The following is a 25,901-nucleotide window of genomic DNA, read 5'->3' on the forward strand; positions in this document are numbered from 1 at the left end:
CGCAGCGACAAGAAATAAAAAACCGCCTCATTATGAAGAGGCGGTTTTTGTATCGAGAATACAACAGCAGTTATTTATGCGGCTCATCATGCGGATGGGTATCAAACTCACCATGACTGGCCCGATGCACAGTTTCCACCGCGAGCGCCTTATCCAATTGCTGCGCCACATACTCAGGCGAGTGAGTATGAATGGAGAGTAAGCGATACATCGCAGGGATCACCAGCAAGGTAACAAAGGTCGCAAAGGCCATGCCGGTGAAGATCACTGTCCCAACCGCAATACGACTTTCCGCCCCCGCGCCAGTGGAGAGGATCAGTGGGATCATCCCTGCCAAGGTGGTAAACGCCGTCATCAGAATCGGTCGCAAGCGACGGACTGACGCATCGATAATCGCTTTTTCAAATGCAATGCCACGGTCACGCAGTTGGTTAGCAAACTCCACGATCAAGATACCGTTTTTCGTCACCATCCCAATCAGCATAATCAAACCAATTTGACTGTAGATATTGATCCCTTGGTTGGTCAGCCACAGGCCTAAAAAGCCGCCTAGCATCCCCATGGGCACCGTCAACATCACCACCAAGGGGTTAATAAAGCTTTCAAATTGCGCCGCTAACACCAAGTACGAAACCAAAAGCGCTAAACCGAACACCACCAGCACACTGGTTTGGTTGTCACGAAAATCTTTCGACTCCCCTGAATAGCCCACCGAGATATCGGCTGGCAGGTTCTCAGCCGCGATTTTATCGAGATAATCGAGTGCTTGACCCAGTGTCACATCCTCGCCTAAATGCGCCGATAAGGTGATCGACTTTTGCTTGTTGGTATGGCTCAAGCGCTGCGCGGACGCTGTTTCCTCCACCGTAGTCACTGCATCCAGCGAGACCAACTTGCCACTGCGGCTGCGCATATAAATACGGGTAAGATCCCCTTTGCTGCTAAAGGCCTTTTCATCGCCGCGTACATACACATCGTATTCTTCACCACGATCCACATAGCTGGTCTGTGCCCGGCCACCAAGCATCACCTCTAAGGTATCGGAAACATCCCGCACCGAAATCCCAAGTTCAGCGGCGCGACGACGGTCTACTTTGACCACCAACTCAGGGGTGTTTTGGTTGTAGTCGTAGTCGGGGCTGTCAATCATGCCCGCCTCGCGGCCCATTTCGCCCAATTTTTCCGCCCAGCGATGAAGTTCAGGATAGTCTGGACCACTTAACACAAACTGCACGGGCTCTGAACTGCCGCCCCCAAAACCAGGCGCAAACGGGAACACTTGCACATCTGGCACACCATTTAACACCTGCCGGACTTCCGCCAAGATATCTTGTGCGGAGCGATCGCGCTCATCCCAATCCGGCAATAGCATGATCACAAAGCCTGTTTGATCCCCAGCTCGGCCACCAAACGCTGGTGTTTGTAAGCTAACCGAGCTCAGAGTACCCGCCTCGACCAAGGGCATTAAACGCTGCTCAATTTGCTCGATATTGCCCACCATACGGTTGTACGCCGTGCCTTCCGCACCACGGACAAACGCCAGCAGCACCCCGCGATCTTCTTGTGGCACTAATTGCGACGGTAAGTGCTGCATCAGCACGCCACTGCCACCAATACAAAGCAGAATTACTACCGGAGCCACCCAACGCCAACGCAGGACATGCGCCAGCACTCGGCGATAGTAACTTTCAAGCACATCAAACCCACGGGTGATCACGCGGTTCACGGGAGTAGATGCCACATTTAAGCGCAGTAATTTACTGCCAAGCACCGGCGTGAGCGTTAACGCTATTAAGGACGAACAGAGCACGGTGACAGCAAGCATCACGGCAAACTCGGTGAACAACTTACCAATCATGCCATCCATGTAGGTAATGGGGAGAAACACCATCACCAACACCGCGGTGGTGGCGATCACCGCAAAACCCACCTCCCGAGCACCACGGTAAGCGGCCACCAAGGGTGGATCGCCTTGCTGTAAGTGGTGGAAGATATTTTCGACCACCACAATGGCATCATCCACCACCAGACCTATCGCGAGAATGAGCGCCATTAAGGTCAATAGGTTAATCGAAAAGCCCATTGCTGAGGCAACGATAAAGGCAGAAATCAAGGATACCGGCACAGTCACTGCAGGGATCAAGGTGGCGCGTGCTTGGCCAATAAAGATATACAACACTAATACCACCAGCGCCCCAGTAATAAATAGCGTGCTATACACTTCCTCAATCGAGCGATCAATAAATACCGTGGTATCGTAATCCACCCAAAGACGCGTACCTTCGGGCAGAAAGGCCYGCATTTCATCAACAAGTTTATGCGCTCGTGCGGATATATCGAGCGGATTGGCATCGGATTGTGGGATCAGCGCCAAACTTAAATTATTAATACCATTGTTTTTATAGGTGGCATCTTCGTTCCGTGAGCCAATTGCCACCTCCGCCACATCCGACAAATAAATCGCAGTGCCGTTCGCCGTGGTGCGTACCACCAGTTGTTTAAAGTCCTCTGCGTCACGATATAAACGGTCGCTACGTACTGGCATGGTCATCACGTCATTGCGGATTTCCCCGCCCGGACTTTCTAAGTTTTCATCCCGCAATGCGTCAAGAATATCTTGGGTGGTGACACCGTGCCCCGCCATTTGGGTCGGATCCAGCTTCACATACATCACTTTATACAGCGCGCCGTATAAATCGACCGAGCTCACCCCAGAGATCAAGCTGAATCTATCTTCCAGCGTACGTTGGGCGTATTCCGTCAGTTGGTTGCGGTCCATCTCTGACGAGGCCAAATTGATATAGACCGCCGCTTCACCAGTGCCGTTGTCTTTGTACACAATCGGATCGTTGGCATCATCAGGCAATCCCCCTTGCGCGCGCGCCACGGCATCACGCACATCACTCACCCCCTCGGTCAGCGGGTGATCGAGTTTAAATTCCACCGTGATCCGTGATGAGCCATTGCGGCTGACCGAGGTGATCTCTTCAATGCCGCTGATGCCAGAAAGCTCATCTTCAATCAACTGCGTGACTTGGCTTTCCATAATGCTGGCCGAGGCGCCAGAATAGCCGGTGTAAATACTCACCACCGGGCTATCGATATCAGGCATTTCACGCACTGATAAGGTCGAGAAAGAAACCGCGCCAAAGACACATAACAGCAAACTCAATACGATCGCCATCACTGGCCGTTTTACCGAGACATCAGACAACCACATTAGCTGGCCTCCGTCTCAGAAACAGTCTCAGTCACACGGCTTTGATCATCAGCTTGGTTTTTACGCGCTTCCGCATTTAATACCGAGACTTGCGCCCCATCACGCATGTTCACTAAACCTTGCACCACAATGTGCTGACCCGGCTCGAGTCCTTTACTCACCACTACCTGATTATCAATCCGCGCGCCAAGGGTAATTTCGGTACGATGGGCAATGCCTTCGTTATCAACGCGGAAGACATAGCGGCGCGTACCGGAATACTGCAGAGCTTGCACAGGCACTATCACCGCGTATTGCTCAGGCAAAGTCAGTTTCGCCTCCATCAGCATACCGGGCTGCAATTGGCGTTCAGGATTATCCAGCGCGACGCGAACACTGACCGATAACGCGTCTTTATCCACCCGAGAGTCCACCACACTCACCGTGCCGGTAAAGGCCTCATCGGGATAGGCTTGCGACGTGACCGCCACTGGCATATTGGGATAAAGCAGTCCGATGTATTGCTCTGGCACCTGAATATCGAGGTTCATACGTGACAGGTTGTCGAGACTAAAAAGAGTTTCGCCCACATCCACGCGCTGGCCGACGCTTAAATCAAACAAACCAATGCGACCAGAAAAAGGCGCGATTAAACGATGATCATCTAGATCAGATTGCGCCGATTGCAAACGGGCCTTGGCAATATTGACACTGGCTTGCTGCGCATCCAACTCGGTTTGCGTTAACGCACCACGTTGCGCCAGCTTGGTGTACTCCTTTAGCTTGCGCTGCTCATCATTGAGGTAAGCCGACGCCTCCAGCACCGCGGCTTGAGCTTTGGCGCGATTAAAGGTCACCAAAGGCGCCCCTTTTTCAACCGTCTCGCCCGGTTTTACATGCACAGTTTCAATGCGCGCCGAGACTTCTGATTCAATATCAATCTGCTGATGGGCTTTAACATTGCCCACCAATGACAACGACGGCGCAATCGGTTTGGTTTCCACTTCCGCCGTCATCACATCCACAGATCGTGCCCCCGGTGCTGAGGCTACGGTATCTTCGTTCGTGGGCCCCGACCCATTCCATAACCAGAACGCAACGCCGCCCAATATCACGGCGCCCACTAGCATCCCTTTTTTCATTGCATCACACCTCATAATTTGAATAGCACCAGTGTACTGATCTGCTTCTTTTTGTCCTTAAAGAATTGTAAAGACGCTATTTTTTATACTTATTACATTGAAATATGAGATTCGATCAGAACTCATAATTGCTTTATGATTGATCTTTCTGCGATATATGGGTTGTGACCTACCCACGCATCATCGATGACTGGGCATGAGACTGCGGCAATAAGCAACGGTTTCAAAAAACGCATAAAATTCGATGTTGGCGGTCAAAAACACCGTAAAGCGTTGAAAAAAACATCAACCGCTACACGGGATCAAGAAAATCCTTTACAGCACCAATCGGTTTGATAATATTCGCCCCGTTCGCGTGGTGGGATTCCCGAGCGGTCAAAGGGATCAGACTGTAAATCTGACGGCTCAGCCTTCGAAGGTTCGAATCCTTCTCCCACCACCATTTTTACCGAGCAATACTCCGTGGTGGAGTTCCCGAGCGGTCAAAGGGATCAGACTGTAAATCTGACGGCTCAGCCTTCGAAGGTTCGAATCCTTCCTCCACCACCACTTTTACAAAGCAAGACTCCGTGGTGGRRTTCCCGAGCGGTCAAAGGGATCAGACTGTAAATCTGACGGCTCAGCCTTCGAAGGTTCGAATCCTTCTCCCACCACCACTTTACAAAGTAACACTCCGGTGGAGTTCCCGAGCGGTCAAAGGGATCAGACTGTAAATCTGACGGCTCAGCCTTCGAAGGTTCGAATCCTTCCTCCACCACCATATTTAAGGGCCAGCATCTGCTGGCCCTTTTTCGTTGTTGTGTCGTTAGCAGCCCTATTATTTCCCGCATGTTAGTGATGCTCGCCCATGCGGCGACCATAAATCTTGCTCCGGTCCTTTCGGTACAATTCGGGTTGGATTGATATTACCGTGGCTGTAATAGTAATGGGTTTTGATATGCTGCATATCGACGGTCTCGGCTACCCCTGGCACTTGAAACAGCTCTTTCATGTAGCAAAACAAATTGCAGTAATCGGCAATACGTTGCTTGTTACATTTAAAGTGGCCCACGTAGACAGAATCGAAACGAATCAGGGTGGTGAACAAACGCCAATCGGCTTCTGTGATCTGGTTTCCGGCAAGATAACGGTTACGACTTAAATGATCATCCAACACCGTCAAGGCAGTAAATAACTTATCAAAAGCGTCTTCATAGGCCGCTTGCTCGGTGGCAAAGCCACATTTGTACACGCCATTGTTTACATTGGGGTAAACAAATTCATTCCACTGATCAATCGCCGCACGTAGGTTTTCTGGGTAATAATCGTTATGATTGCCCGTAATACCATTAAACGCCGAATTGAACATTCGAATAATGTCGGCGGATTCATTACTGACAATCGTCTCGGTTTGCTTGTCCCATAAAATTGGCACAGTGACCCGTCCGGTGTAGTCAGGTTTGGCTTTGGTATACAACTGGTGCGCGTAGTCAAACCCATATAAGGGCTCTGGCTTCGAAAACGTCCAGCCATGTTCTAGCATCTCAGGCGCCACCACAGTGACAGCAATATGAGGCTCAAGCCCTTTCAAATGACGCATAATCAGGGTGCGATGCGCCCACGGGCATGCCAAAGAGACATAGAGATGATAACGTCCTGATTCTGCTTTAAAGCCCGCGCTCCCGCTGGACTCTGAATCACCATCAGGCGTTATCCAATGACGAAACCCTGCGTCTTCACGGATAAATCGGCCGCCGGATGATTGGGTGTCATACCACACATCGTGCCACACACCATCGATCAGTTTTCCCATACGTCCTCCTTTTTCTCTTTGCAGTATAAAAAGCCACAACGAGAAAGTCGGCCATTCAACTTGTTGGAGTTATTCGAAAAAGCTGTTCAAGTGGCTGATCGTCGCAGAATGAAAGGAGTACGAGGCCACCGAAAAATCATAAGCCATAGCACGCACCATAGTGACCTGTCAGACTGAAAACATGCCAGTTAGTAAAATTCCACTATATTAAATAGGTCCGATCTTAACTGAATAGGCGCCCAATGAAATGGATGTATAACCTTAAAGTGCGGCTTAAGCTCATGATCGCATTTGGTATTTTGGTGTTATTAACTGCATTAGTGACGCTGAACGCTGTCACAGGTGTGGATGAGCTGAATGATGATGTCTCGGCTGCCGATGATCTCAATCGAATTGTTAAATACATAAAAGAAGTGCGGATTACCGAAAAGAATTATATTTTACGTCGCGATAACAGCTACGTGGATGAAATCAAACAACTTACTGACACCATCAATCAGCAAGTAACTACCACAACCGCCAAAGTCAATGAGCAAGAAATCCTCACACTGCTTTCGCAAATCATGACTGAAAATAAAGCCTACCAAGCGGCGATGGATCAGTATGTGGCGCAGTTTGATAAGCTCGCGCAAGCGGAAACAGGGATGCGCGATCAGGCTCGGCGGGTTGAGCAAGCGCTGATAGACATTCGCCAAACACAAAAGGATCGCGTCAACCGTTATCTTGCCCAAGGGCGCGCGCCGGAAGTGGTCATCGATACTTTGAAAATTGCCGATGAAGCAAATCGCTTAATTAAATGGATGCTCGAATCTCGTCGCGCCGAGAAGAATTTTCTTCTTTCGAACGATACGCAGTTCATGGATGCCGTCAATAAAACCTTGGTCGACATGGACAAGTTGATCGATACCCTTCCGGATGAAATAGACAAGTCAGCCGTTCGACAAGGCATCGCGTCCTATCGCAACGCATTCCAAACCTACGTCAGCACATATCAACAAAGCCAAACAATTAACGACACCATGTTAACCAAAGCGAGAGCCGTGGAAGATCTCGCCGAGAAAGGCCGTGATATAGGCAAACAAGAGCTCTCTGAAAATGAGCAAAGTTTACTGGTTAGTAATGTCGTGCTAGCCGTCGCCGCAGTTGTAATCGGTATCGGTGTCTCTTGGCTGATGACTGCTATGATCGTGCCACCCTTACAGCGCGCAGTGGCAGCCAGCCAACAAATCGCCAATGGCGATTTAAGCGTCAACATTGCGACCGACAGGAAAGATGAAATTGGTGAGCTGCTCGGATCCATTTCCACCATGTCGACCCGTCTAAAAACCATGATTGGCGATTTGTCGGACAACATTACCCGCATCGCCAACTCGTCAGAGGAATTATCTTCGCTGACCAACGAAACCTCCCACGGCGTGAAGACGCAGAAACAGGACATTGAACAAGTGGCCGCAGCAGCAACACAAATGAGCGCCTCGGCACAAGAAGTGGCGCATAAAGCCGAGGCAACCTCGGACTCCGCCCATCAGGCGAACGATCAAGCGCAACGCGGTAACGCGTTAGTGAGCACCACAGTCGCCGGTATTTCGACCTTAGCGGAAGCCATTGGACAGTCCGAGTCGGTCATTAACACGGTGAAAGACGACAGTGAAAACATCGCGTCTATCTTGGATGTGATCAAAGGAATTTCGGATCAAACCAACTTACTCGCACTCAATGCCGCCATCGAAGCCGCCCGAGCGGGTGAGCAAGGTCGTGGCTTTGCGGTAGTGGCCGACGAAGTCCGTTCACTGGCACAGAAAACCCAAGAATCGACCGTCGAGATTGAAAAAATGATCGAGACCCTTAAAGCAGGTGCCGAATCCGCCGTGAGTGAAATGGTGAAAAGTAAGCAACAAGTCGAAGAAGTGGTCGAGCAAACCGAACAAGTTCGTGAAGCCCTTGAGTCTATTTCAGCAGAAATTAGCAATATCACGGAAATGAACACCCAAATCGCACAAGCCGTCAAAGAGCAAGGGCACGCGGCGGAAGATGTCAGCCAACGCATGAATACCATTCAAGATGTGGCCGACCAAACCTCGCAAGCCTCCGAGCAGACCTCGGTGGCCAGCCAAGACTTGGCATCCGTCGGCGAAGAGCTGCGTCGCCTCAGTACCGTGTTTAAATGGTAACCGAATTGCCACCCAGCCTGCTGGGTGGCATTTATCTCATTCTGCGCTTATGACGAAGGCTGCAGAGGCTGTGGTTGACGGTTCGGTAACCACAGCGAAATGATCGAGGTTACGGTGAGAAATCCAAACGACACCCAAAGGCATGCCGCCAGCCCCCACACTTGGAACACCCAACCGGATAACACAGTACCAATTAAGCGTCCCATGGCGTTTGCCATATAATAGAACCCCACATCCAGCGACACGCCGTCGCCTTTGGCGTAGCTGACAATCAAGTAAGAATGCAGTGACGAGTTAATCGCAAAGATCGCTCCGAACACCATGAGTCCAACGATAATCACTCCTTGCGGATACCACTGTTCGCCAATTGCGTAAGCAATAACACCTGTCACCACTGCCAATAAACCTGCCCAACCTAACGCCGCTTTACCGCCCGGCGAATGGCCAGCTTGGCGCCCGGTAATTTTCGGCGCAATCCCTTGCACCATGCCGTAAGCGATCACCCAAAGGGCAAGAAAGCCGCCCACCGCACTGTGGCTCCAACCAAATGTGGTGCCAAGATAAATTGGCAACGCCACCACAAACCACACATCTCGCGCGCCGAAAAGGAACATCCGTGCCGCTGAGAGGATATTCACACTACGAGACTTAGAAAAAATTTCCGAAAACTTGGGCTTACTTTTGGCTTTTCCCAACTCCGCATTGAGCGACACCACACTGCCGATAAACACGAGGCTCAAGACGCCAGCCATCGCCGCCACCGCGTACTGAAAGCCAATCAGAGAAAGCAATGCGCCACCAACAAAAAAGCCCACACCTTTGAGTGCATTCTTCGAGCCGGTCAAGATCGCAATCCACTTAAACAGCGCCCCCTCTGCGTTGTCAGGCACCAAGGTTTTAATCGCGCTTTTGGCACTCATTTTATTCAGATCTTTCGCAATCCCAGACAAGGCTTGAGCTGTCATCACCCAGGGAATGGTGAGCCAAACGGCTGGCACCGCTAACATGGCGAGCGCCACAATTTGCATACCAAGGCCAATATTCATGGTGCGATTAAGGCCTAAACGCGCACCGAGCCATCCACCGATAAGGTTGGTGACCACGCCGAAGAATTCGTAAAACAAAAACAGCGAGGCGATTTCTAACGTGCCGTAGCCCAGCTCATAAAAATACAGCACCACCAGCATCCGCAGTGCACCGTCGGTGATGGTGAAATTCCAATAGTTAAAGGTGACCAGCATATACTGGCGCACGGATTGGCTTAATTGAGCAAACATAGTGGTCATCGATTCACATACAAAAAAGGGCGATGCGGTACGGGGCACGCATCGCTACCCTATAAAAAAGCGATTACTGATCAACGCGGCCGACGTTGCGCACCAACTCAGCGGTGCGCGTGGCATACCCCATTTCGTTGTCATACCACGCATAGATTTTGACCATACGCTTACCCACCACCATGGTGGATAAACCATCGACAATGGTGGAGCGCTGATCGCCACGGTAATCAATCGAGACTAAAGGACGCGCCTCAAAGCCAAGAATGCCCTTGAGATCGCCATCCGCGGCCTCTTGCAACAATGCATTCACCTCATCAGCAGTGGTATCGGTTTCCACATCAAAAATCACGTCCGTTAGCGACGCATTGGCGAGTGGCACACGCACCGCATGGCCATTAATCTTACCTTTTAGATCCGGGAAAATTTCCACGATGGCGGTCGCCGATCCTGTGGTGGTCGGGATCAAGCTCATGCCGCACGCGCGGGCACGACGTAAGTCTTTATGCGGCGCATCTAAAATCGTTTGAGTATTGGTTAAATCATGAATGGTGGTGAAGGTCGACTGCGCAATTCCCAGTTTTTCATGGATCACTTTCACAATCGGAGCCAAGCAGTTCGTGGTACACGACGCTGCGGTAACGATTCGATGTTTACTCGGATCAAATATCGCGTCATTCACTCCCACCACAATATTCGCCACTCGCTCATCTTTGACTGGCGCAGAGACAACCACACGCTTTACGCCTTGGTCCAAGTATTTTTGCAGCAAATCCGCGTCAAGGTGTTTTCCCGTTGCCTCAATCACCACATCGCAGCCTGACCAATCGACTGCATCAATCGCTTTTTCTTGGCTTGTCGTCAGTGAGTGACCGTTAATCTGCACGCGGTTTCCTTCTGCACTCACCGCGTGATGCCAACGCCCTTGTACCGAATCAAACTCCAGCAAATGCGCCAGTGTTTCCGTATCTCCCGCCACATCATTAATGTGGACAAATTCGAGCTCTGGCCAGTCAAACGCAGCCCGCAGTGCCAAACGGCCGATACGGCCAAACCCATTGATCCCGACTTTAATTGTCATTGCTTTCTCCCTTACACGCAGCAGGTGGGGCGAGACGCCATCTTGGCAAGCCGCGTGAGATCTTCTTGATAAGTGTCTTTTAGGCAGTTGGAGTCCACCAGCCCTTGAATTTGTTTGCGCATCCAGCCGGGTAAATCGGCAGCTAAACGATAAAACACCCACTGCCCTTGGCGCGTATCAACCAACACCCCGCTGGCACGCAATTGCGCCAAGTGGCGTGAAATCTTTGGCTGCGAGGTATCTAGCGCTTCAGTCAGTTCGCACACACATAACTGCCCTTCACGGGCAATAAGCAGTAAACACCGCACACGTGTTTCATCGGCCAATAATTTGAAAAACTGATGAGGCAACATAGGCTCTCTCACTACACTTCATTAACTGTACATATGTATATGCGTATATTATAAAATCTAAGCATGCACGCAACCCTGACAGACAGGAGTTCATAAAAGCTTCATGTTAAATCGTATAGCGTCGCTTCATCCTTAGCGCGACATTCACCAATGCAATCAACACGAGCACGTGATAGGTATAACGCTAGACAAGCACTGACGCTTAATATTGATGAACGAACTCGACTAAAGCATGCAGCTGAAGCTTCTTAGCTTTGAGACAAAGCTAGGCAGTTTTTGCCGTTGCAAACAGGCTAAAAAGTCATCTGAAGTCATGGGAGGGTTTTTCAGGGCGCGTTTTTGTTGCTGAGCAGCTCTCACGCAAGCACTGCTGTCTAGCTCAAACATATCACAGAGAAACTCATCAGGATGGATTACCGATAGGCCAAGCGGATCGAGTAATTTTGAAGGGAAGTCTTTGAGATTAAAGGTGATGATAGACTCCGCTTGACCTTTGATAGCAGCGGCAACGACATGTCTATCATCTACATCAGGTAACGTTAACCCGTCTATTAATGGCTCATATCCTTCAATCAAGCAGTCAGGAACATGCGCATTCATCAACTGTTTGGTTCTCTCTAATCGCTCTGGGTCGATATCTGGATTATTTTTGAGAAGATTTCTGATCCATTCATCATGTATTTGTTCTGTCCATCGTGCTCTAAATAACCCCGTGTTGGACAAATACATTAGATAGCTGCGAAGTGGCGCGGGGTACATAACACATGCGTCTAAAATTACTGTATAGGATGTCATCAATACCCCATATCCATTTCTTGATCTAATGCTGATAGTTCAGCAAGTGCTGCTAGCCGTTTCTCTTCTAAGCGATTCTTATATGCCATCAAATCGGCATAGGCCACCTTCCTACGGTTACCTTTACGACTATATGGGATCTCATTAGCATCAAGCAGCTTGATAAATGTCGGACGAGACATATTGAGCATATCAGCCCCTTCTTGCGTGGTAAGCTCAGCATGGATAGGGGTAATACTCACTGAGTTACCATGGCCTAATTGCGTCAGCACCTCAATCATCATGTTTAGTGCACTTGATGGAATAGTGACTTCATGACTCTGACCAGACTTATCGACGACATGAATTTTTTGCGCTTCACCATTGGTTTCTATAACGGCTGATAACGCTTGGCTACTAAGCTTAGCCAGTGTGATTTCTTCGGCACTTGGCAGTGTTGTCATATTCATCGTATTTTTCTCAGCTTTGATTTCAGGCTGTATAAGCCTATGCACTGTTCAGTATCTGAAATATTCGAAAATATGTCAACATTCGAAATTTTCGAAAGCCATTTAAACGCTCATTGCCGATTGAGTCGAACACGAAACATAAAGGCTCCGGGTTTCTAAAAAGCCCTTTACATCCGCATAAAATGCTGTAGTGTGGCTAAAGCTCTAGATACGGAGCATCAAAAGACATCAAGTCAAAGTCGAGACAGACCATGCTATTTCCCGCATAGACTCTCTGCAGTAATCCACTTTCGCTTTTTTCCTAGATTGATAACCCGTTAACCACCCCTTTTGCTATTACTCATTGGTGGGTATCACTGTATTGATGGTGATCGCTCATTCCAAAGGGACCGGCGCATTTGCGCGGCTCATGATGGATAACCACTGAGGGGGCAGAGCAATAATCATTTAACTCACGGAGATAAAATATGGCCGCTACTAACGGCAGACTGCGTCACTGGTATCATTTACGCCGTGCGCAAACACAAACGAAAACCGCTAACAACACAACCAAAACAGTAAGGAACGCCATTGATAGTTAACTTTTCACTCCCTAACCTTGCCAACTGGCAGGTCGCGATTCATCAATTTAATGGGGATATTATCCTCAAGCACTTGCTCCATCGCCTACCAACATTATCCCAACCGACGCTACAGTTTGATCCCAGTACCGAGCTTGGCGCCATTTTTAGCCAAGGTGAATGCTTGGGTGAATTCTCTCTTGCGCACTAACGCTTAGACAATATCGCGCGTTTCCATAACCTATAGAGATAGAGGCCGCCTTTCCGTTCATTGAACGAAGCTGGTAAAGTGTCTTGCTATTAACAAGGCAACAAAGGCAGCCTCACACGTGAAAATCATTTCCTTGAATATTCTTGATGGTTTTTAGTCATTTAAAAACAAACACTTAAACATTATTCAGTCCTTCCATGGCGACAAAGTGGCGACAGTCTCAAAGCCCATACACTTCCCTGATCGCTTCGTGGGCCTTCTCAAGTTTATGAACCGCTGCAGCGATGCGCTTCCTCGTCACCCCTGTTTTAACTTCCGCCAGTTCATAGTAAATCCATTGATGACCCGCAACCTGACAGCTTCTCGTGTTGTCTCAGGCAAGTCACGCTGTGAGTAAATACTCATGAGCACATCTAACTGGGGTGGTTTAATGATTTGTCTCAGCATATTATTTTATGAGTAGTCTAGAATACCCATAAATTTATGGCTTATATTCACCAAGGTTCAATAGCAAGCGGCTGAATCCAGCGATTTCGTGGCTTGAAAACTCTTCAATGTCACAGTTCACACCCCACCAAATCCCGTGATCTAAATTGAAATTATGATCTTTTCATCAAACCACCACAAAACAAATAATATCAATCACTTACACACCACCACTTCAACCTAATGAGATCATCAGGTGATCATTGAGATCGTGACGAAATCTATTCCCGTCCCTTTTATTTCAATTACTTACCTGTGCACACATGGCTCTTCACCGGATGTAGTGGGAAGTGTTTCTTTTCAAGTTTTCCGATTAATTGGACAATAAGGAAACACTCTGCACTTGAGCCCTGAATCAGATGAAAGATACAGCACTCTATCAAGCGATCCTTGGACTGATTCCGCCATGGACTGTCGACTCTGTCCAGGTGGATAAAAAGAGCCAACGTATTACCGTGACCATCATGTACGAAAGTCCTTCAGGCGTTGCTTGTCCAACATGTTCGAAAGCGGTAAGAAAGCATGACTCTCGAAAGCGGATATGGCGTCATTTGGATACATGCCAGTACGAAACATATCTTGAGGCCCAAGTCCCACGTGCTGACTGTCCAAAGCACGGGGTTCAGACCGTTTCTGTTCCTTGGGCATCTCCTGGAAGTCGCTATACCGAACTCTTCGAGACAAAGATTATTGAAACACTTCAGTTCACTTCTCTTCACTCTGTATCTAAAGCCTTTCGACTGAGTTGGGGAGCCATTGATCGGATAATGAAAAGGGCTGTTTCACGAGGGCTCGCCCGGAGAAATTTAGATAAGGTAGAAGCTTTGTTGGTAGACGAAACTGCCTTTTGCCGAGGGCATGATTATGTCACTGTGATGTCGAGCCGAACGGGCCAAGTTCTCGCTGTTGCCGACGGTAAAAGTGAACAAAGCTTAGCAAACTGCTATCGAGTGCTGCCTAACATCGCTAAACAACAGGTCCGCTCAGTCTCGATGGATATGAGCCAAGCTTTTATGAATGCAACCGAGTCCTTCTTTGGCTCACGATCTAAACGCCTGATTGCAGTTGATCATTTCCACGTAGCAAAAGTGCTCACCAAAGCTGTTGACGATGTTCGCAAGCAAGAGGTTAACCGTCTACCGCCATACCTTAAACGAGAGTGCTACAGAACGCGTTATGGCTGGCTCAAAAGAAATAGAAACCTCACAGGTCGCCTGAGGGAGCGTATAAACAGATTGGCCAAGCTCATGATAGATACAAGCCTTAGCTGGTTGCTCAAAGAGCAAGCAAGACTGATCTGGTACGGAGGTTCGATCAGAAGCGCAAGGAATCAATGGCTAGAGTGGCTTACTTTAGTTAAAGCAAGTGGAATTAAACCATTGATGGCAGCAGCGGCGACAGTGAAAAAGCACTTACCAGCAATCCTTAATGCAATGCGGCTTAAGGCATCGAATGGCTTGGCGGAGGCTATAAATGCCAAAATCCAATACATGAAGCTTAGAGCTAAAGGCTTTAGAAACAAACAAAGGCTCAAGACAGCGATACTGTTCTATTTTGGGGGACTTGATATGACTTTCCACCACGAACGATGAAGAGCCATATAAACACAGTAATTTTAATCATATCAACAAATAAGCCTTTTTTACACGCCGTAATGCAGTGTTTATCACACACGTTTCTTATGGTTTGGGCCAAAACCTACAGGAACCAAGATCACAAATATGTGACCAGGCTCGTATCAGCCTTTGTACTACTCTTAAATGGCATATTTGGTGCAGTAATAAATCAGATTTGACGTGTAGATTTGATACCAATGCCTAAAAAACCTAACAAACCCGACCCTATCGTGCTGTTTTTAGTCACGATTCGGGTGCAGAAAAAGATGACGCAGAATGCCGTTGCGAACCAGTGCCATGGCATTTCGCTCAGCACTTTGCGACGGATTGAGCAAGGCAAGACGGATATGACCCTTTCTCAATACCGGGCCTTATGTGAGTTGTACGGGCTGACGTCGCTGGATGTGTCGCTGGGCGAAATGCGGCATCGGCACACGTCGGCGGGGGATATTGCGGCCACCGCCCGGCTGCTGCCAAAGCGGGTTCGGGAAAGCTTTGTCGATTTGATAGTGACGGTGGCCGAGGAGTTGCAAAGTAGGGATGCCGGATAGCCCGGCAAAGCTGTCAAACGGGGCATATCGTGTCAAATCGTTCTATATTGTGCCTATCTGGAGCTGTGAATATTGTCTGATTTTTACAACTCATGTATAGTTTGCGTCCCTCAATACGGTATATTGTACTTTACTTTTATTATGGTTTTTCAGACGACAAGGAGGCTGTATGAGTATGAACCTTGCAGCAAAAGCTAACGCCGCAATGAGAAGTGGTAAAAAGCTGTCTTCCTATGATCTGCCTACTGAAGTGAAACGAAAGATTGCTGCTCGCCGCTACTCACAAGAAGAAATCAACAGCAAATATGCAGAATACCGTGCTGCTAAGGCTGCTGGTTAACCATGTGGGCACACAATACTTATGGTGATATGGTAGAGGGAGATGGGGACTTTGTTGGTTTTGTAGCCTACTCCCTCTACAAAGAGCAAAAGGTCAAATGGATCAAAGCTCATAAGGCAAAAACCGGTAAGTTCCCGACCTCAGATGAAATTCATGATTTTTTCACTCATTACCAATCCTCACCGGACTGCGTCGCTAAATATCGTGAAGATGCGGAACGTATGCTCAATGACTATTTCGATTTCTGCTTTTCTGAAGAGCTAAACGTTTACAAAGAGACGGTGAAAGAAGAGGCTATAGTTCAACGAGTTCACAAACCATTTAAAGTCTCAGTCTGGGAGAACTTGGCGGCTGGGCTTATTGCTTCTTTCATAACAATAGTTCTATCCATGACTTTTTGGCTCTATTCGGAAATGAAATTTTCAGAACGAAGAGAAGAGCTTCTGAAGTCAGCACCTATTGCTGAAGAGCTTAAACAGCTGATAAACGAATAAATTTTAGTCATGAAGCCCGACACTGCCGGGCTCTTTTATACTTCACCCCCAAACCGGGCTGTTCAGGATCAGGCTTTGCTGTCGGGCCAGTTTCATGAGCGCCTTGTTCACTTCGTCGATTTCTTCCTGCTGCCGGCTCACCAACCGGTGCAGCGCCTGCAAATCGTATTCGCTGATCACCTTCATCCCCACTTGCTCGGCCAGTGCTTGCAGTTCCGCCACCGGGGCTGCTTTGTATTTCCGGGCTTCTTCAATGTCGTGCTTGAGTTTGACGTTCGCCAGCGCGATCGACACTTCATCCCCTTCCGGCCAGCACGGGTTGCTAAAAACCTGGCTGTAGTGAATGCGGATTTCCTGCGTGGTAACGCCGCGCAGTTCGGCCAGTTCGAACATCAGTTCGGTGAGTTTTACCCGGCGGTTGGGTTGTGGTGCGGAAAGAGTGAGTTGCTTGGGTGTTGGGGCGGTTTGGTTGGTCCAGTGTTGCCAGAGTACGTCGTCACATTCGTTTTGATACTGGATGACTTTATCGCGGATGGAGGATTTGACCTTGTTGGGCGATATGGTTTGTAGCCAGCCGAACAGCTTGCGGAGCGGTAAGCAAACCGCCTCTTGGTTTCCGCCAACTGAAGGGATCACCATTTTGGTGATACCCCATCTTTCGGGGTTCGATGCGAGTTTTCTTTTCTCTTTTCTTGAAGATGACTTTGCCTTCGCGTTCCCAGTCTCGAAGGAGGCGTTTGGACATGCCGGAGTAACGTGAATACTCCTCCAATGTCATAAAGGGTGCGTTCACGACTATTTGAAATGAGAGCATGGTGTTATCCTTACTAGTTGGTTTTGAGTTCCGATTTGTTCCGGTGTACGGCATCCTGTGCCGAAAACCGAACTTGACAACAATGGCAGATCGAAAATGACAACACTACAAGCTGAAATCCCGGCTTTTGATTATGTTTCCGGGAAGGAATTCACAGAAAAGCTTCGAGAAATAACCGGAGCTTCGACTAATTACATGCTGGCTGACAAGTTTGGAATCCCAAGATCAACCATTCAGACTTGGCACAGCCATGATCGGACCGCTTTTGAGTTAATTGTCAGAACGCATTTAGCAACCGGTGCGTCGGTTCGCTATATGGCACTGGGTGAAGGAGAACCTTTTGAAGGTAAAGTCGACCCAGTTGAAGGGCTACAAACTCACCGCTTGGTTGACGGGGCATTGGTTGAGGCAGGAAGAATTTCGCTAGACTTAAGCACGCTGGACCGATTTGGCTTGAAACCATCGATCACCAAAGTCATTGAAGATGATGCCGCGATTTATTACGTAAACACAGAATCCACCAATCCGACTTCAGGCAAGTACCTGATCGATATTGACGGCCAGCTGTCAATCAACTTCATCCTGCGTTAAAGTGCTTGGCCGCGTGGCCATGACGATGAGTAAGGAATAATTCCTCACAGCTCACACATATGCACCACGTTTGATGCGTATGGAGCAACTAACACAAGATTCTAGCTAGAATTTGACTTCATAAATAAGCACGGAGGCAATATGGAATTAGATGATCAAATTATCTGTACATACCTGTCACAGAGGATGCGACTGTCGATTCAGACTATCGTGAAACCAAAGGTTATCCTGGATGACACAGATCAGCCTATTCATATTCAAGGTTGGTGTGCAAACAATGGCTCCCCCCCGAACCCTGCGTTTCGATCATGTATTGGAAATGCATAGCACTCAGAATGAAGCCGAAGCCTACTTCGAACTCGCAAAAAGAAAATTAGAACAAGAAGGCTTCGAGTTCGAGACTAAACGCTCTCCAGGTGCAAGCAGGTACTCAAGCCCTGAAACTATAGACATTTGTTTCACTGGCTTCAAAAAGGCAGATAAAGATCAACTCATCACGTTTGATAAGGAAAATGGTATGTATGTTCGAGGGGAAGTCACCAAGCATCTGGATATTCTTTGTTATGGCTATAACGCTGGTCCCAAAAAACTCGAAAAGGCCCTATCGCAAGGCGCCATGATTCTTAATAAAGAACAACTGGAAACGTTGATTGAAACTGGTGAAGTTCCCGAGGATGTTTAAACAGCCTTTATGACTGTACGTAAATTAGAAGTCGGCAGCCATAGGCCTTGGCTCTGCAAGTGCTAAGTGCCTGTTTTCACTCACAGTAGCATGACGAATAAAAATGAGATATTAACTCATGGAAGAATACCCGATTTTAGACATTTCAGATCAGAGTGTTGATGATTTCGAATCGATGGGCACGAAGTCCAAGTTTTGGTATACGGACTCTAATGATGGTCAAGAGTACATCTTTAAGTCTATTCATACCCTCGATAAACGTGGTAACCCAACCGTACGTCATGGCGAGAACTGGTCTGAGAAAGTTGCTTGCGAGCTTGCTGAACTGTTAGGAATCCCTCATGCCCATTACGACTTAGCATTCAATTCAGGCCAGCATGGCACCCGAAGTCCAAACTTCATCCAAACAGGTGAAAATATGGTGTTTGGCAACCAGTTACTAGAAAAGGTTGCTACGACTTTGGCAACACCATTAGGTAAAGGTGAGCGAGCACAACGGATTGAGTTCATTACGACTATTCTTGAGCGAATCATTGTTAATCCGCCAAAGGGCTGGCAGCCCACAGCCTGCATCAATAATGCATTTGATGTTTTTTTAGGCTACCTGATGCTGGATACATTGATCTCAAACCAAGATCGCCACAGTCAAAACTGGGCAATGATCGAAGCCCTTGATGGCACAACATATTTAGCGCCAAGTTTTGATCACGGTGCTAGTCTCGGCCGTAATGAGCGAGATGAGGTCAGAATTGAGCGATTAACGTCCAAAGACTCAGGGCGCCAAATTCCGCAATATGTAACCAAGTGCAAGTCACACTTTTACTTCCATGATAAACGAAGAAAAACTTTAGAGGCATTCTTGGTTTTTAGTGCCAATAGCCCTGATGCCGCGCTAGAATGGCTAGAGAGGTTAGAATCCATCGACAACAGTCAAATCATTGAGGTTGTTACTGCGGTTCCCTCAGAAATTATGACTGACGTAGCAAAGATTTTTTGTTACTCGATAATTATTGCGAACAAGGCACGTTTGTTAAGCAATAAAGAATTAATCGAAAGATTTAAAAGTTTAGTTAAAAAGAGAGCAACGCAATGAAAAGCGTATTTGTAATTTGGAAAGACTTGGACGATGGTATGTGGCACCCAGTAGCCAAACTCACTCGTACGGATACTTTTTATCGTTTAAATTACACCAAAGGCGCTTCTCATCCAAACTTTATAGCTTTCCCTCGTATGGAGGATAAAACTAAAGCCTATTTATCGACAGGTCTTTTCTCATTCTTCAAAAACAGGATCATCCCAACAAACCGGCCTGAATTTAGAATGATGCTGGAATGGTCTGATATTGACTTTGAACTTTATGATGAGCTCGACTTATTAGGCGTTTCAGGTGGCGCACGAAAAACTGATCAGTTTCGTATTATTTCGCAACCGGAGATTACAAAGTCTGGTGAGTATAAAATCAGATTCTTTTCCAGTGGAATTAGCCATTTAGATAAAGAAGCTATTGATCGAATTTCAAAGTTGCGGCCTAAAGAATTGTTAGACTTAGAGTTTGAGGATTCAAACCCATATGACAGTAATGCTGTTATGGTAATGACTTCCGATAACGAGAAAGTGAAAGTTGGATATTTACCTAAATATTTTAATTGTGACATTCGTTCATTATTAAGCAACCCTCACTTGAACGAATACAGAATTAATGTTGTTAAGGTTAATAAAGATGCGCCTGCTCAGTTTAGATTGCTTTGTGAATTCACAGCCAAATGGCCAGATAACTTTATTCCATTGGTCTCTAAAGATTATTCAAACTTTACTGAGTCGGAACAACTTCGCGTCGTATAAATGTCAGTTCGAAACCTTAAAGACGGCAGCAAAAAGCCTTGGCTCTGCGAGTGTTACCCGCAGGGCCGAAAAGGGAAACGTATTCGCAAGCGCTTTGCCACCAAAGGCGAAGCGGTCACGTTTGAGCGTTACACTATGCAAGCGGTGGACGACAAACCCTGGCTGGGTGACAAGCCAGATCACCGCCGACTGTCGGACCTGATTGAGCTTTGGTATCAACTGCACGGAAAGAACCTCAAATCCGGCGACCATTCCCTGCGCCGGTTGCTGATGATTAGCGAGGAACAGGGCAACCCTGTCGCCAGTACCTTCACCGCGCGGGACTTTGTGCATTATCGCGCCAACCGCAGAACCAAGGGCCGGGGTGAAACCCGCAACGGCACTGAGCTTTCGGCATCGTCCCACAATAAAGATCAGTTGTGGCTGCAATCCGTGTTCAATTACCTGATTGATATTGGTGAGTGGAAGCAGCCCAACCCGATGCATTCGGTGAAGAAAATCAAGCTCAGTGAGAACGAGCTGACCTATCTGACCGACGAACAAATCCTCCACCTGTTTGATGTGATTCAGGCTAGCCCGGTTGCCGACCAGCTATGCAAAATTATTCAAATCTGCCTGGCGACTGGCGCCCGCATTATGGAAGCTGTTAACCTACGGGGTTCACAGTTATCGCAGTACAAAATTACGTACGTGCAAACCAAGGGGAAACGCAACCGCACGGTGCCGATTTCAAAATCACTGTATGACGACCTTTATCAACCGATGTCAGATCGACTGTTCACCGTTGGCTATGGTGTGGTGCATAAGTGGATTGACCGTACATTGCCGGATTTACCCAAGGGACAAACCACCCATGTGCTTCGCCACACGTTCGCCAGTCACTTTATGATGAATGGCGGCAACATCCTGGCACTGAAAGAAGCACTAGGGCATACGGACATTAAGCAGACAATGGTGTATGCGCACTTCTCGCCGGATCACCTGGTTGAAGTGGTCGAATTGAACCCGCTCAGCCAGCTAAAAGTGCTCAAAAATGATGGCGGCAAGTGGCGACAAAATGGCGACAGCCATCGCCAAACACCGTTAAATATCGTCGCACATCGTAACTGACGATATTGAAGAACCCAGTAAAACAGCGCCATACGGCGGTATACAAGAGTTTAAAAATTATATGAAAGTAATTTCATTCAATATCAATGGTATTCGTGCTCGTTTGCATCAATTGCAAGCCTTGATTGAAAAACATCAACCTGACGTGATCGGGTTACAAGAAACCAAAGTCCATGATGACGCCTTTCCGCTCGCGGATGTCGAAGCCATGGGTTACGAAGTGCACTTTCATGGCCAAAAAGCCCATTATGGCGTGGCAATGCTATGTAAAAAGTCCCCTATCAGCGTGCAAAAAGGCTTTCCTACTGACGATGAGGACGCTCAACGCCGGATGATCATGGCGACCTTTGAAGACGAAAACGGCAAGCCAATCACTGTGCTCAACGGTTACTTCCCGCAAGGGGAAAACCGCAGCCATGAAACCAAATTCCCCGCCAAGCGTAAGTTTTATCAAGACTTAATGACCTATTTAGCTGACCGTGATCCCAGTGAGCAGCTGGTGGTGATGGGCGACATTAATATCAGCCCGAAAGACGATGACATCGGTATTGGTGAGCAAAACGCCAAACGCTGGCTACGCACCGGTAAGTGCTCTTTCTTACCCGAAGAGCGTGAGTGGCTGGGCACTCTGATGGACTGGGGGTTTGTTGACACCTTCCGAGCCCTGCACCCAACCGTGAACGATCAGTTCTCGTGGTTTGACTACCGCTCACGCGGCTTTGACGATAACCGTGGCCTGCGTATTGACGTGATTCTGGCCACTCCAGATCTGGCGAGCCAATGCATCGATGCCGGCATTGACTACGAACTCCGTGCGATTGAAAAACCGTCAGATCACGCGCCGATTTGGGCAACCTTTAAGTAAGCCCCAAGGCGCACACGTTGGATAAAAAAACGCCGCAGATGATCAGGTGATCACTGCGGCGTTTCTTATTTGAGATTGAGCCGATTAGCTCAGCGGCCTTAAATGGCGTAGGAAGCGGCGCTCCGCTAAGCGGAACATCCAAAGGATGCTAAATGTCAGCGCCATATAAAACACGCCGGCGGTCAAAAACGACTCGAACGGCGCATAATAGCGAGAGTTCACTATCCGAGCGGCACCGGTTAAATCGACAATGGTGATAATCCCAGCCACCGCTGAGCCGTGTAGCATAAACACCACTTCGTTACTGTACGCCGGCAACGCACGACGCATCGCACTCGGCAACACAATGCGCGAAAAGGCTTTATAGGGGCTCATGCCATAAGCGATCGCCGCCTCGACTTCCCCTTTAGGAAGGCCATTAATCGCGCCACGGATGATTTCCGCTGTGTAAGCGGCTGTGTTCAGCACAAAGGCCACTAAGGCGCAGAACCAAGCGTGCTGCCACAAAGTGTCTTCAACATTAATTACCTGACTTAAGCCATAATAAATCAGATACAGCTGGATCAGCAGCGGTGTGCCACGGAAAAAATAAATAAACGCCCACGCTGGGTAGCGCCATAAAGGGAATTGCGCGTTGCGTGCTACCGCGACCGGCACCGCCACCACTAAACCAATCACCAATGCCAGTGATACCAGCCATACAGTGGTCCACAATCCCTCGAGGTAGATGGGCCACGTTTCTAGAACAAGTGAAAAATCCATAAGCACCTACCGCGTGTGAATACTAAAGCGACGCTCCATCCAACGCAGTCCCGTGGTCGAGATACTGGTGAAGAGCAAGAAAATCAGCGCGACAGTAAAATAGAAGGTAAATGGCATCTGGGTGGATCCGGCCGCCAATGCCCCTTTGCGCACCATGTCATCAAGACCGATGATTGACACCAGCGCGGTAGTTTTAAGTAGCACCAGCCAGTTGTTACCGAAGCCTGGTAACGCATGACGGATCATCTGCGGTAAAAGAATACGGCGAAACGCTAAACTGCTGCTCATGCCATAGGCACGTGCCGCTTCCATTTCCCCTGCGTCCACCGCCATAATCGCGCCACGGAAGGTTTCCGCCATGTAAGCGCCAAAGATAAACCCGATGGTTAGGATCCCGGCGATAAATGGGCTGACATCGACGTAATCCGGCAAATAAGACGTCCATTCATGGCTAGGGTTCTGCCCCGCCATATACTCATTGAGCCACTCATTCATCCCATACAGACTGTTATTGAGAAGCATTTGTCCGCCATAAAAAATTAGCATCATCAAGACAAGGTCAGGGATACCGCGGATCACAGTCGTATAAAGGGTGGCAACACCACGCAACGTTGAGAATTTTGACAATTTTGCCAACGCCCCGAGCATACCCAGTAGCATGGCAAGACCTAACGAGAGCAGCGCAACCTGAAGGGTCACCCATGCACCTTCGAGCAGGGACCACTCGTAACCTTTCAAATCAATCATATGATTCGGGCAGCACTTTCATGCTGCCCGCCTGCCTATTACTCGCCGTATACGTCGTAGTTGAAGTACTTGGCTGCAATCTCGTCATACACGCCTTTTTCACGCAACGAATCGATCGCTTGGTTAAGCTTCTCAGTCAGCGCTTTGTCTTGCTTGCGTGTCGCAATGCCAAAACCTTCACCAAACCACTCAGGATCGGTTAATGACGGACCAATAAACTCAAACGCATCACCGCCTTCTTTATCAAGCAGGCCTTGCTGCAGTGCTGACGCATCGCCAAGAATTGATTCGATACGGCCTGCTTTCAAATCAAGGTAAGCTTCATCGAAAGTGCCATAGCGAACGATATCGACCGCATCGCCATAGTTATCCGTCAGGTATTTATCATGGGTGGTTGCGCGCTGAACACCGATTTTAACGCCCTCTAACCCCTCTTTGGTAAAGGTCAGATCCGTGCCTTTTTCAGCTACAAATTTGTTCGGGATGAGGGCGTACTTGTTGGTGAAATCGACTTTCTTTTTACGCTCTTCGGTGATAGACATCGCTGCGATGATGGCATCGTATTTACGCGCTAACAGTGAGGGAATGATGCCATCCCAGTCCTGAGCGACGATTTTACACTTTGCTTGCATCTCTTCGCACAGCGCATTGGCCATATCCACATCAAAGCCTTTCAGCTCGCCTTCATTGGTGGTCCAACTAAATGGAGGGTACGCCCCTTCGATACCAAAACGTACGACCTTCCAATCCTTGGCTGCTACGGAGGTTGACCCAACCGCGGCCATCACGGCGGCGGCAACTAGCCATTTTTTCATTTTCCTTTCTCCTGTCGTTTTTACGATGTTGTGCGGGCTACGCCCATTTGCATGGTTATGCTATTGATATATTTAATTAGTAGATTGATGAGATAAACTGCTTCAGGCGCTCAGATTCCGGAGCATTAAACAACTCTTTCGGATCACCCTGCTCCTCGACCAACCCTTGATGTAAAAACATCACATGATTCGACACATCACGCGCGAAGCTCATTTCGTGGGTAACCACCAGCATAGTTCGCCCTTCTTCCGCCAGTGAACGCATCACCCCCAGCACTTCTCCCACTAATTCAGGATCCAGCGCGGAGGTTGGCTCATCAAACAGCAACACTTCTGGCTCGACGGCGAGCGCACGCGCAATCGCAGCACGCTGTTGTTGACCACCGGATAAATGGCCTGGGTAGTAATCGCGCCGCTCATACAATCCAACGCGATGCAACAAGGCCTCAGCTTGTTCAATCGCTTCCGCCTTGGGCACACCCAATACATGAACAGGCGCTTCAATAACATTTTGCATCACCGTCATGTGTGACCAAAGGTTGAAGCCTTGAAATACCATGGCCAGACGCGAGCGAATGCGTTGCACTTGTTTGTCACTGACGGGAACAGGCTCACCAGCACGGTTGTTTTTCATTTTGATCAACTCACCATTGACCCAAATTTCGCCGCCGGTGGGCGTCTCAAGTAAATTGATACAACGCAAAAAGGTGCTTTTCCCGGATCCGGAAGAGCCAATAATAGAGATAACGTCGCCACGGTGGGCGTCGAGAGAAATGCCTTTGAGCACTTGGTGCTGCCCAAAGCTTTTTTTGAGTGACTTAACCTGTAGCGCTACAGCTTCCGTCATGCGCTAGCTCCTATCATCCATGAAATCTGTTGTGTTTACGTACCGCCCACATCAAATGCGCGCTTATTATTACTCACGGTTGGGTGAGTGCCTGACCCCTCACCATCGTTGGTGATTAATTCGACATCTTGCAATCGAAAATATCACCCCTCCCTCTAATGAGCAACATTTTGTTAACCTTAAAAATGGAATTATTATAGTCAATATTATTGCATAAAAAGTCAAACGCAAAATTAACTGCTGAAAAAACAACCAGCACATTCGTCACATCGAGATCGTCGACATACCAACAAAGTTACAACTGTCATA

Annotated in this window: 25 protein-coding genes and 4 tRNA genes; 16 read left to right on the forward strand and 13 right to left on the reverse strand. The window is 48.3% G+C overall.

From position 1 onward, the window contains the following. Positions 1 to 70: 70 nt before the first annotated feature. Positions 71 to 3,220 carry a multidrug efflux RND transporter permease subunit gene (locus BZG82_RS04830; protein ID WP_077765288.1) on the reverse strand — a complete coding sequence of 1,050 codons (3,150 nt, stop codon included), beginning with the start codon at positions 3,218 to 3,220 and terminating at the stop codon, positions 71 to 73. Continuing rightward, positions 3,220 to 4,341, reverse strand: coding sequence for an efflux RND transporter periplasmic adaptor subunit (locus tag BZG82_RS04835; protein WP_077765289.1), 1,122 nt, complete (start codon positions 4,339 to 4,341; stop codon positions 3,220 to 3,222). Before BZG82_RS04835 ends, BZG82_RS04830 begins: the two co-directional genes overlap by 1 nt. 357 nt (positions 4,342 to 4,698) lie before the next feature. Here BZG82_RS04835 and BZG82_RS04840 point away from each other — a divergent pair. The 4 genes from BZG82_RS04840 to BZG82_RS04855 all read left to right on the forward strand — a co-directional run bounded on the left by BZG82_RS04840 (position 4,699) and on the right by BZG82_RS04855 (position 5,101). Next, positions 4,699 to 4,783 (forward strand) — tRNA-Tyr (locus BZG82_RS04840). A 22-nt stretch (positions 4,784 to 4,805) separates the two neighbouring features. Further along, a tRNA-Tyr gene (locus BZG82_RS04845) sits at positions 4,806 to 4,890 on the forward strand. Positions 4,891 to 4,912: 22 nt separating this feature from the next. Then, positions 4,913 to 4,997 (forward strand) — tRNA-Tyr (locus tag BZG82_RS04850). A 19-nt stretch (positions 4,998 to 5,016) separates the two neighbouring features. Continuing rightward, positions 5,017 to 5,101 (forward strand) — tRNA-Tyr (locus BZG82_RS04855). 57 nt (positions 5,102 to 5,158) lie between these two features. On the opposite strand, the gene BZG82_RS04860 is transcribed toward BZG82_RS04855, so the two are convergent. Further along, entirely contained in the window at positions 5,159 to 6,133 is a 975-nt protein-coding gene (locus tag BZG82_RS04860) for a glutathione S-transferase family protein (RefSeq protein ID WP_077765290.1), read from the reverse strand. Between the two features lie 242 nt (positions 6,134 to 6,375). Here BZG82_RS04860 and BZG82_RS04865 point away from each other — a divergent pair, with 242 nt between their 5' ends. Next, entirely contained in the window at positions 6,376 to 8,304 is a 1,929-nt protein-coding gene (locus tag BZG82_RS04865; protein WP_077479020.1) for a methyl-accepting chemotaxis protein, read from the forward strand. A 47-nt stretch (positions 8,305 to 8,351) separates the two neighbouring features. On the opposite strand, the gene arsJ is transcribed toward BZG82_RS04865, so the two are convergent. The 5 genes from arsJ to BZG82_RS04890 form a co-directional block, all read right to left on the reverse strand. Beyond that, positions 8,352 to 9,581, reverse strand: coding sequence for an organoarsenical effux MFS transporter ArsJ (gene arsJ / locus BZG82_RS04870; RefSeq protein WP_077765299.1), 1,230 nt, complete (start codon positions 9,579 to 9,581; stop codon positions 8,352 to 8,354). Between the two features lie 73 nt (positions 9,582 to 9,654). Next, positions 9,655 to 10,662: an ArsJ-associated glyceraldehyde-3-phosphate dehydrogenase gene (locus BZG82_RS04875; protein WP_077765291.1), complete on the reverse strand. Its 1,008-nt coding sequence runs from the start codon at positions 10,660 to 10,662 to the stop codon at positions 9,655 to 9,657. Between the two features lie 11 nt (positions 10,663 to 10,673). After that, a complete protein-coding gene (locus tag BZG82_RS04880; RefSeq protein WP_077479022.1) occupies positions 10,674 to 11,015 on the reverse strand; it encodes a metalloregulator ArsR/SmtB family transcription factor in 342 nt (113 codons plus the stop codon). Positions 11,016 to 11,240: 225 nt separating this feature from the next. Then, positions 11,241 to 11,810: a PIN domain-containing protein gene (locus BZG82_RS04885; protein WP_077479023.1), complete on the reverse strand. Its 570-nt coding sequence runs from the start codon at positions 11,808 to 11,810 to the stop codon at positions 11,241 to 11,243. Further along, positions 11,810 to 12,259: a helix-turn-helix domain-containing protein gene (locus BZG82_RS04890; protein WP_198928535.1), complete on the reverse strand. Its 450-nt coding sequence runs from the start codon at positions 12,257 to 12,259 to the stop codon at positions 11,810 to 11,812. Before BZG82_RS04890 ends, BZG82_RS04885 begins: the two co-directional genes overlap by 1 nt. A gap of 570 nt (positions 12,260 to 12,829) precedes the next feature. On the opposite strand from BZG82_RS04890, the gene BZG82_RS04895 reads away from it, so the two are divergent. The 5 genes from BZG82_RS04895 (at position 12,830) to BZG82_RS04915 (ending at position 16,517) form a co-directional block, all read left to right on the forward strand. Continuing rightward, positions 12,830 to 13,030, forward strand: coding sequence for a hypothetical protein (locus BZG82_RS04895; protein ID WP_046073639.1), 201 nt, complete (start codon positions 12,830 to 12,832; stop codon positions 13,028 to 13,030). An 845-nt stretch (positions 13,031 to 13,875) separates the two neighbouring features. Further along, positions 13,876 to 15,108, forward strand: a complete 1,233-nt coding sequence (locus BZG82_RS04905; protein WP_077479025.1) for an ISL3 family transposase — start codon at positions 13,876 to 13,878, stop codon at positions 15,106 to 15,108. Positions 15,109 to 15,329: 221 nt separating this feature from the next. Further along, a complete protein-coding gene (locus BZG82_RS04910) occupies positions 15,330 to 15,683 on the forward strand; it encodes a helix-turn-helix transcriptional regulator (RefSeq protein ID WP_077678257.1) in 354 nt (117 codons plus the stop codon). Positions 15,684 to 15,852: 169 nt separating this feature from the next. Further along, entirely contained in the window at positions 15,853 to 16,023 is a 171-nt protein-coding gene (locus tag BZG82_RS16360; protein WP_158011493.1) for a hypothetical protein, read from the forward strand. Positions 16,024 to 16,025: 2 nt separating this feature from the next. Continuing rightward, positions 16,026 to 16,517: a hypothetical protein gene (locus tag BZG82_RS04915; protein ID WP_077479027.1), complete on the forward strand. Its 492-nt coding sequence runs from the start codon at positions 16,026 to 16,028 to the stop codon at positions 16,515 to 16,517. A gap of 42 nt (positions 16,518 to 16,559) precedes the next feature. Here the strand turns inward: BZG82_RS04915 and BZG82_RS04920 are convergent, their stop codons facing one another. Beyond that, positions 16,560 to 17,279, reverse strand: coding sequence for a phage antirepressor N-terminal domain-containing protein (locus BZG82_RS04920; protein ID WP_274532428.1), 720 nt, complete (start codon positions 17,277 to 17,279; stop codon positions 16,560 to 16,562). A 148-nt stretch (positions 17,280 to 17,427) separates the two neighbouring features. On the opposite strand from BZG82_RS04920, the gene BZG82_RS04925 reads away from it, so the two are divergent. The 6 genes from BZG82_RS04925 (at position 17,428) to xthA (ending at position 22,421) form a co-directional block, all read left to right on the forward strand. Further along, positions 17,428 to 17,922 (forward strand): helix-turn-helix domain-containing protein, encoded by a 495-nt coding sequence (locus tag BZG82_RS04925; protein WP_077765292.1) that lies wholly within the window; start codon positions 17,428 to 17,430, stop codon positions 17,920 to 17,922. Between the two features lie 232 nt (positions 17,923 to 18,154). Continuing rightward, positions 18,155 to 18,604, forward strand: a complete 450-nt coding sequence (locus BZG82_RS04930) for a hypothetical protein (protein ID WP_077479030.1) — start codon at positions 18,155 to 18,157, stop codon at positions 18,602 to 18,604. Between the two features lie 118 nt (positions 18,605 to 18,722). Further along, the gene (locus tag BZG82_RS04935; protein ID WP_077479031.1) at positions 18,723 to 19,697 is read left to right on the forward strand and encodes a hypothetical protein; all 975 of its coding nucleotides are present in this window, start codon (positions 18,723 to 18,725) and stop codon (positions 19,695 to 19,697) included. Further along, positions 19,694 to 20,446: an HIRAN domain-containing protein gene (locus BZG82_RS04940; RefSeq protein WP_077479032.1), complete on the forward strand. Its 753-nt coding sequence runs from the start codon at positions 19,694 to 19,696 to the stop codon at positions 20,444 to 20,446. Before BZG82_RS04935 ends, BZG82_RS04940 begins: the two co-directional genes overlap by 4 nt. Beyond that, positions 20,447 to 21,556 carry a phage integrase gene (locus BZG82_RS04945; RefSeq protein ID WP_077479033.1) on the forward strand — a complete coding sequence of 370 codons (1,110 nt, stop codon included), beginning with the start codon at positions 20,447 to 20,449 and terminating at the stop codon, positions 21,554 to 21,556. It begins immediately after the preceding gene. Positions 21,557 to 21,617: 61 nt separating this feature from the next. Continuing rightward, positions 21,618 to 22,421: an exodeoxyribonuclease III gene (gene xthA / locus BZG82_RS04950; protein WP_077479034.1), complete on the forward strand. Its 804-nt coding sequence runs from the start codon at positions 21,618 to 21,620 to the stop codon at positions 22,419 to 22,421. Positions 22,422 to 22,505: 84 nt separating this feature from the next. Here the strand turns inward: xthA and BZG82_RS04955 are convergent, their stop codons facing one another. From BZG82_RS04955 to BZG82_RS04970, 4 genes are all read right to left on the reverse strand, one after another. Next, entirely contained in the window at positions 22,506 to 23,183 is a 678-nt protein-coding gene (locus tag BZG82_RS04955) for an ABC transporter permease (RefSeq protein ID WP_077479035.1), read from the reverse strand. A 6-nt stretch (positions 23,184 to 23,189) separates the two neighbouring features. Next, positions 23,190 to 23,930 (reverse strand): ABC transporter permease, encoded by a 741-nt coding sequence (locus BZG82_RS04960; protein WP_077661791.1) that lies wholly within the window; start codon positions 23,928 to 23,930, stop codon positions 23,190 to 23,192. A gap of 38 nt (positions 23,931 to 23,968) precedes the next feature. Continuing rightward, the gene (locus BZG82_RS04965) at positions 23,969 to 24,745 is read right to left on the reverse strand and encodes an ABC transporter substrate-binding protein (RefSeq protein ID WP_077479037.1); all 777 of its coding nucleotides are present in this window, start codon (positions 24,743 to 24,745) and stop codon (positions 23,969 to 23,971) included. Positions 24,746 to 24,821: 76 nt separating this feature from the next. Further along, the gene (locus BZG82_RS04970; RefSeq protein ID WP_069589359.1) at positions 24,822 to 25,592 is read right to left on the reverse strand and encodes an ABC transporter ATP-binding protein; all 771 of its coding nucleotides are present in this window, start codon (positions 25,590 to 25,592) and stop codon (positions 24,822 to 24,824) included. Positions 25,593 to 25,901: the final 309 nt, after the last annotated feature.

Source organism: Salinivibrio sp. PR5 (assembly GCF_001996085.1).
GTDB lineage: Bacteria > Pseudomonadota > Gammaproteobacteria > Enterobacterales > Vibrionaceae > Salinivibrio > Salinivibrio proteolyticus.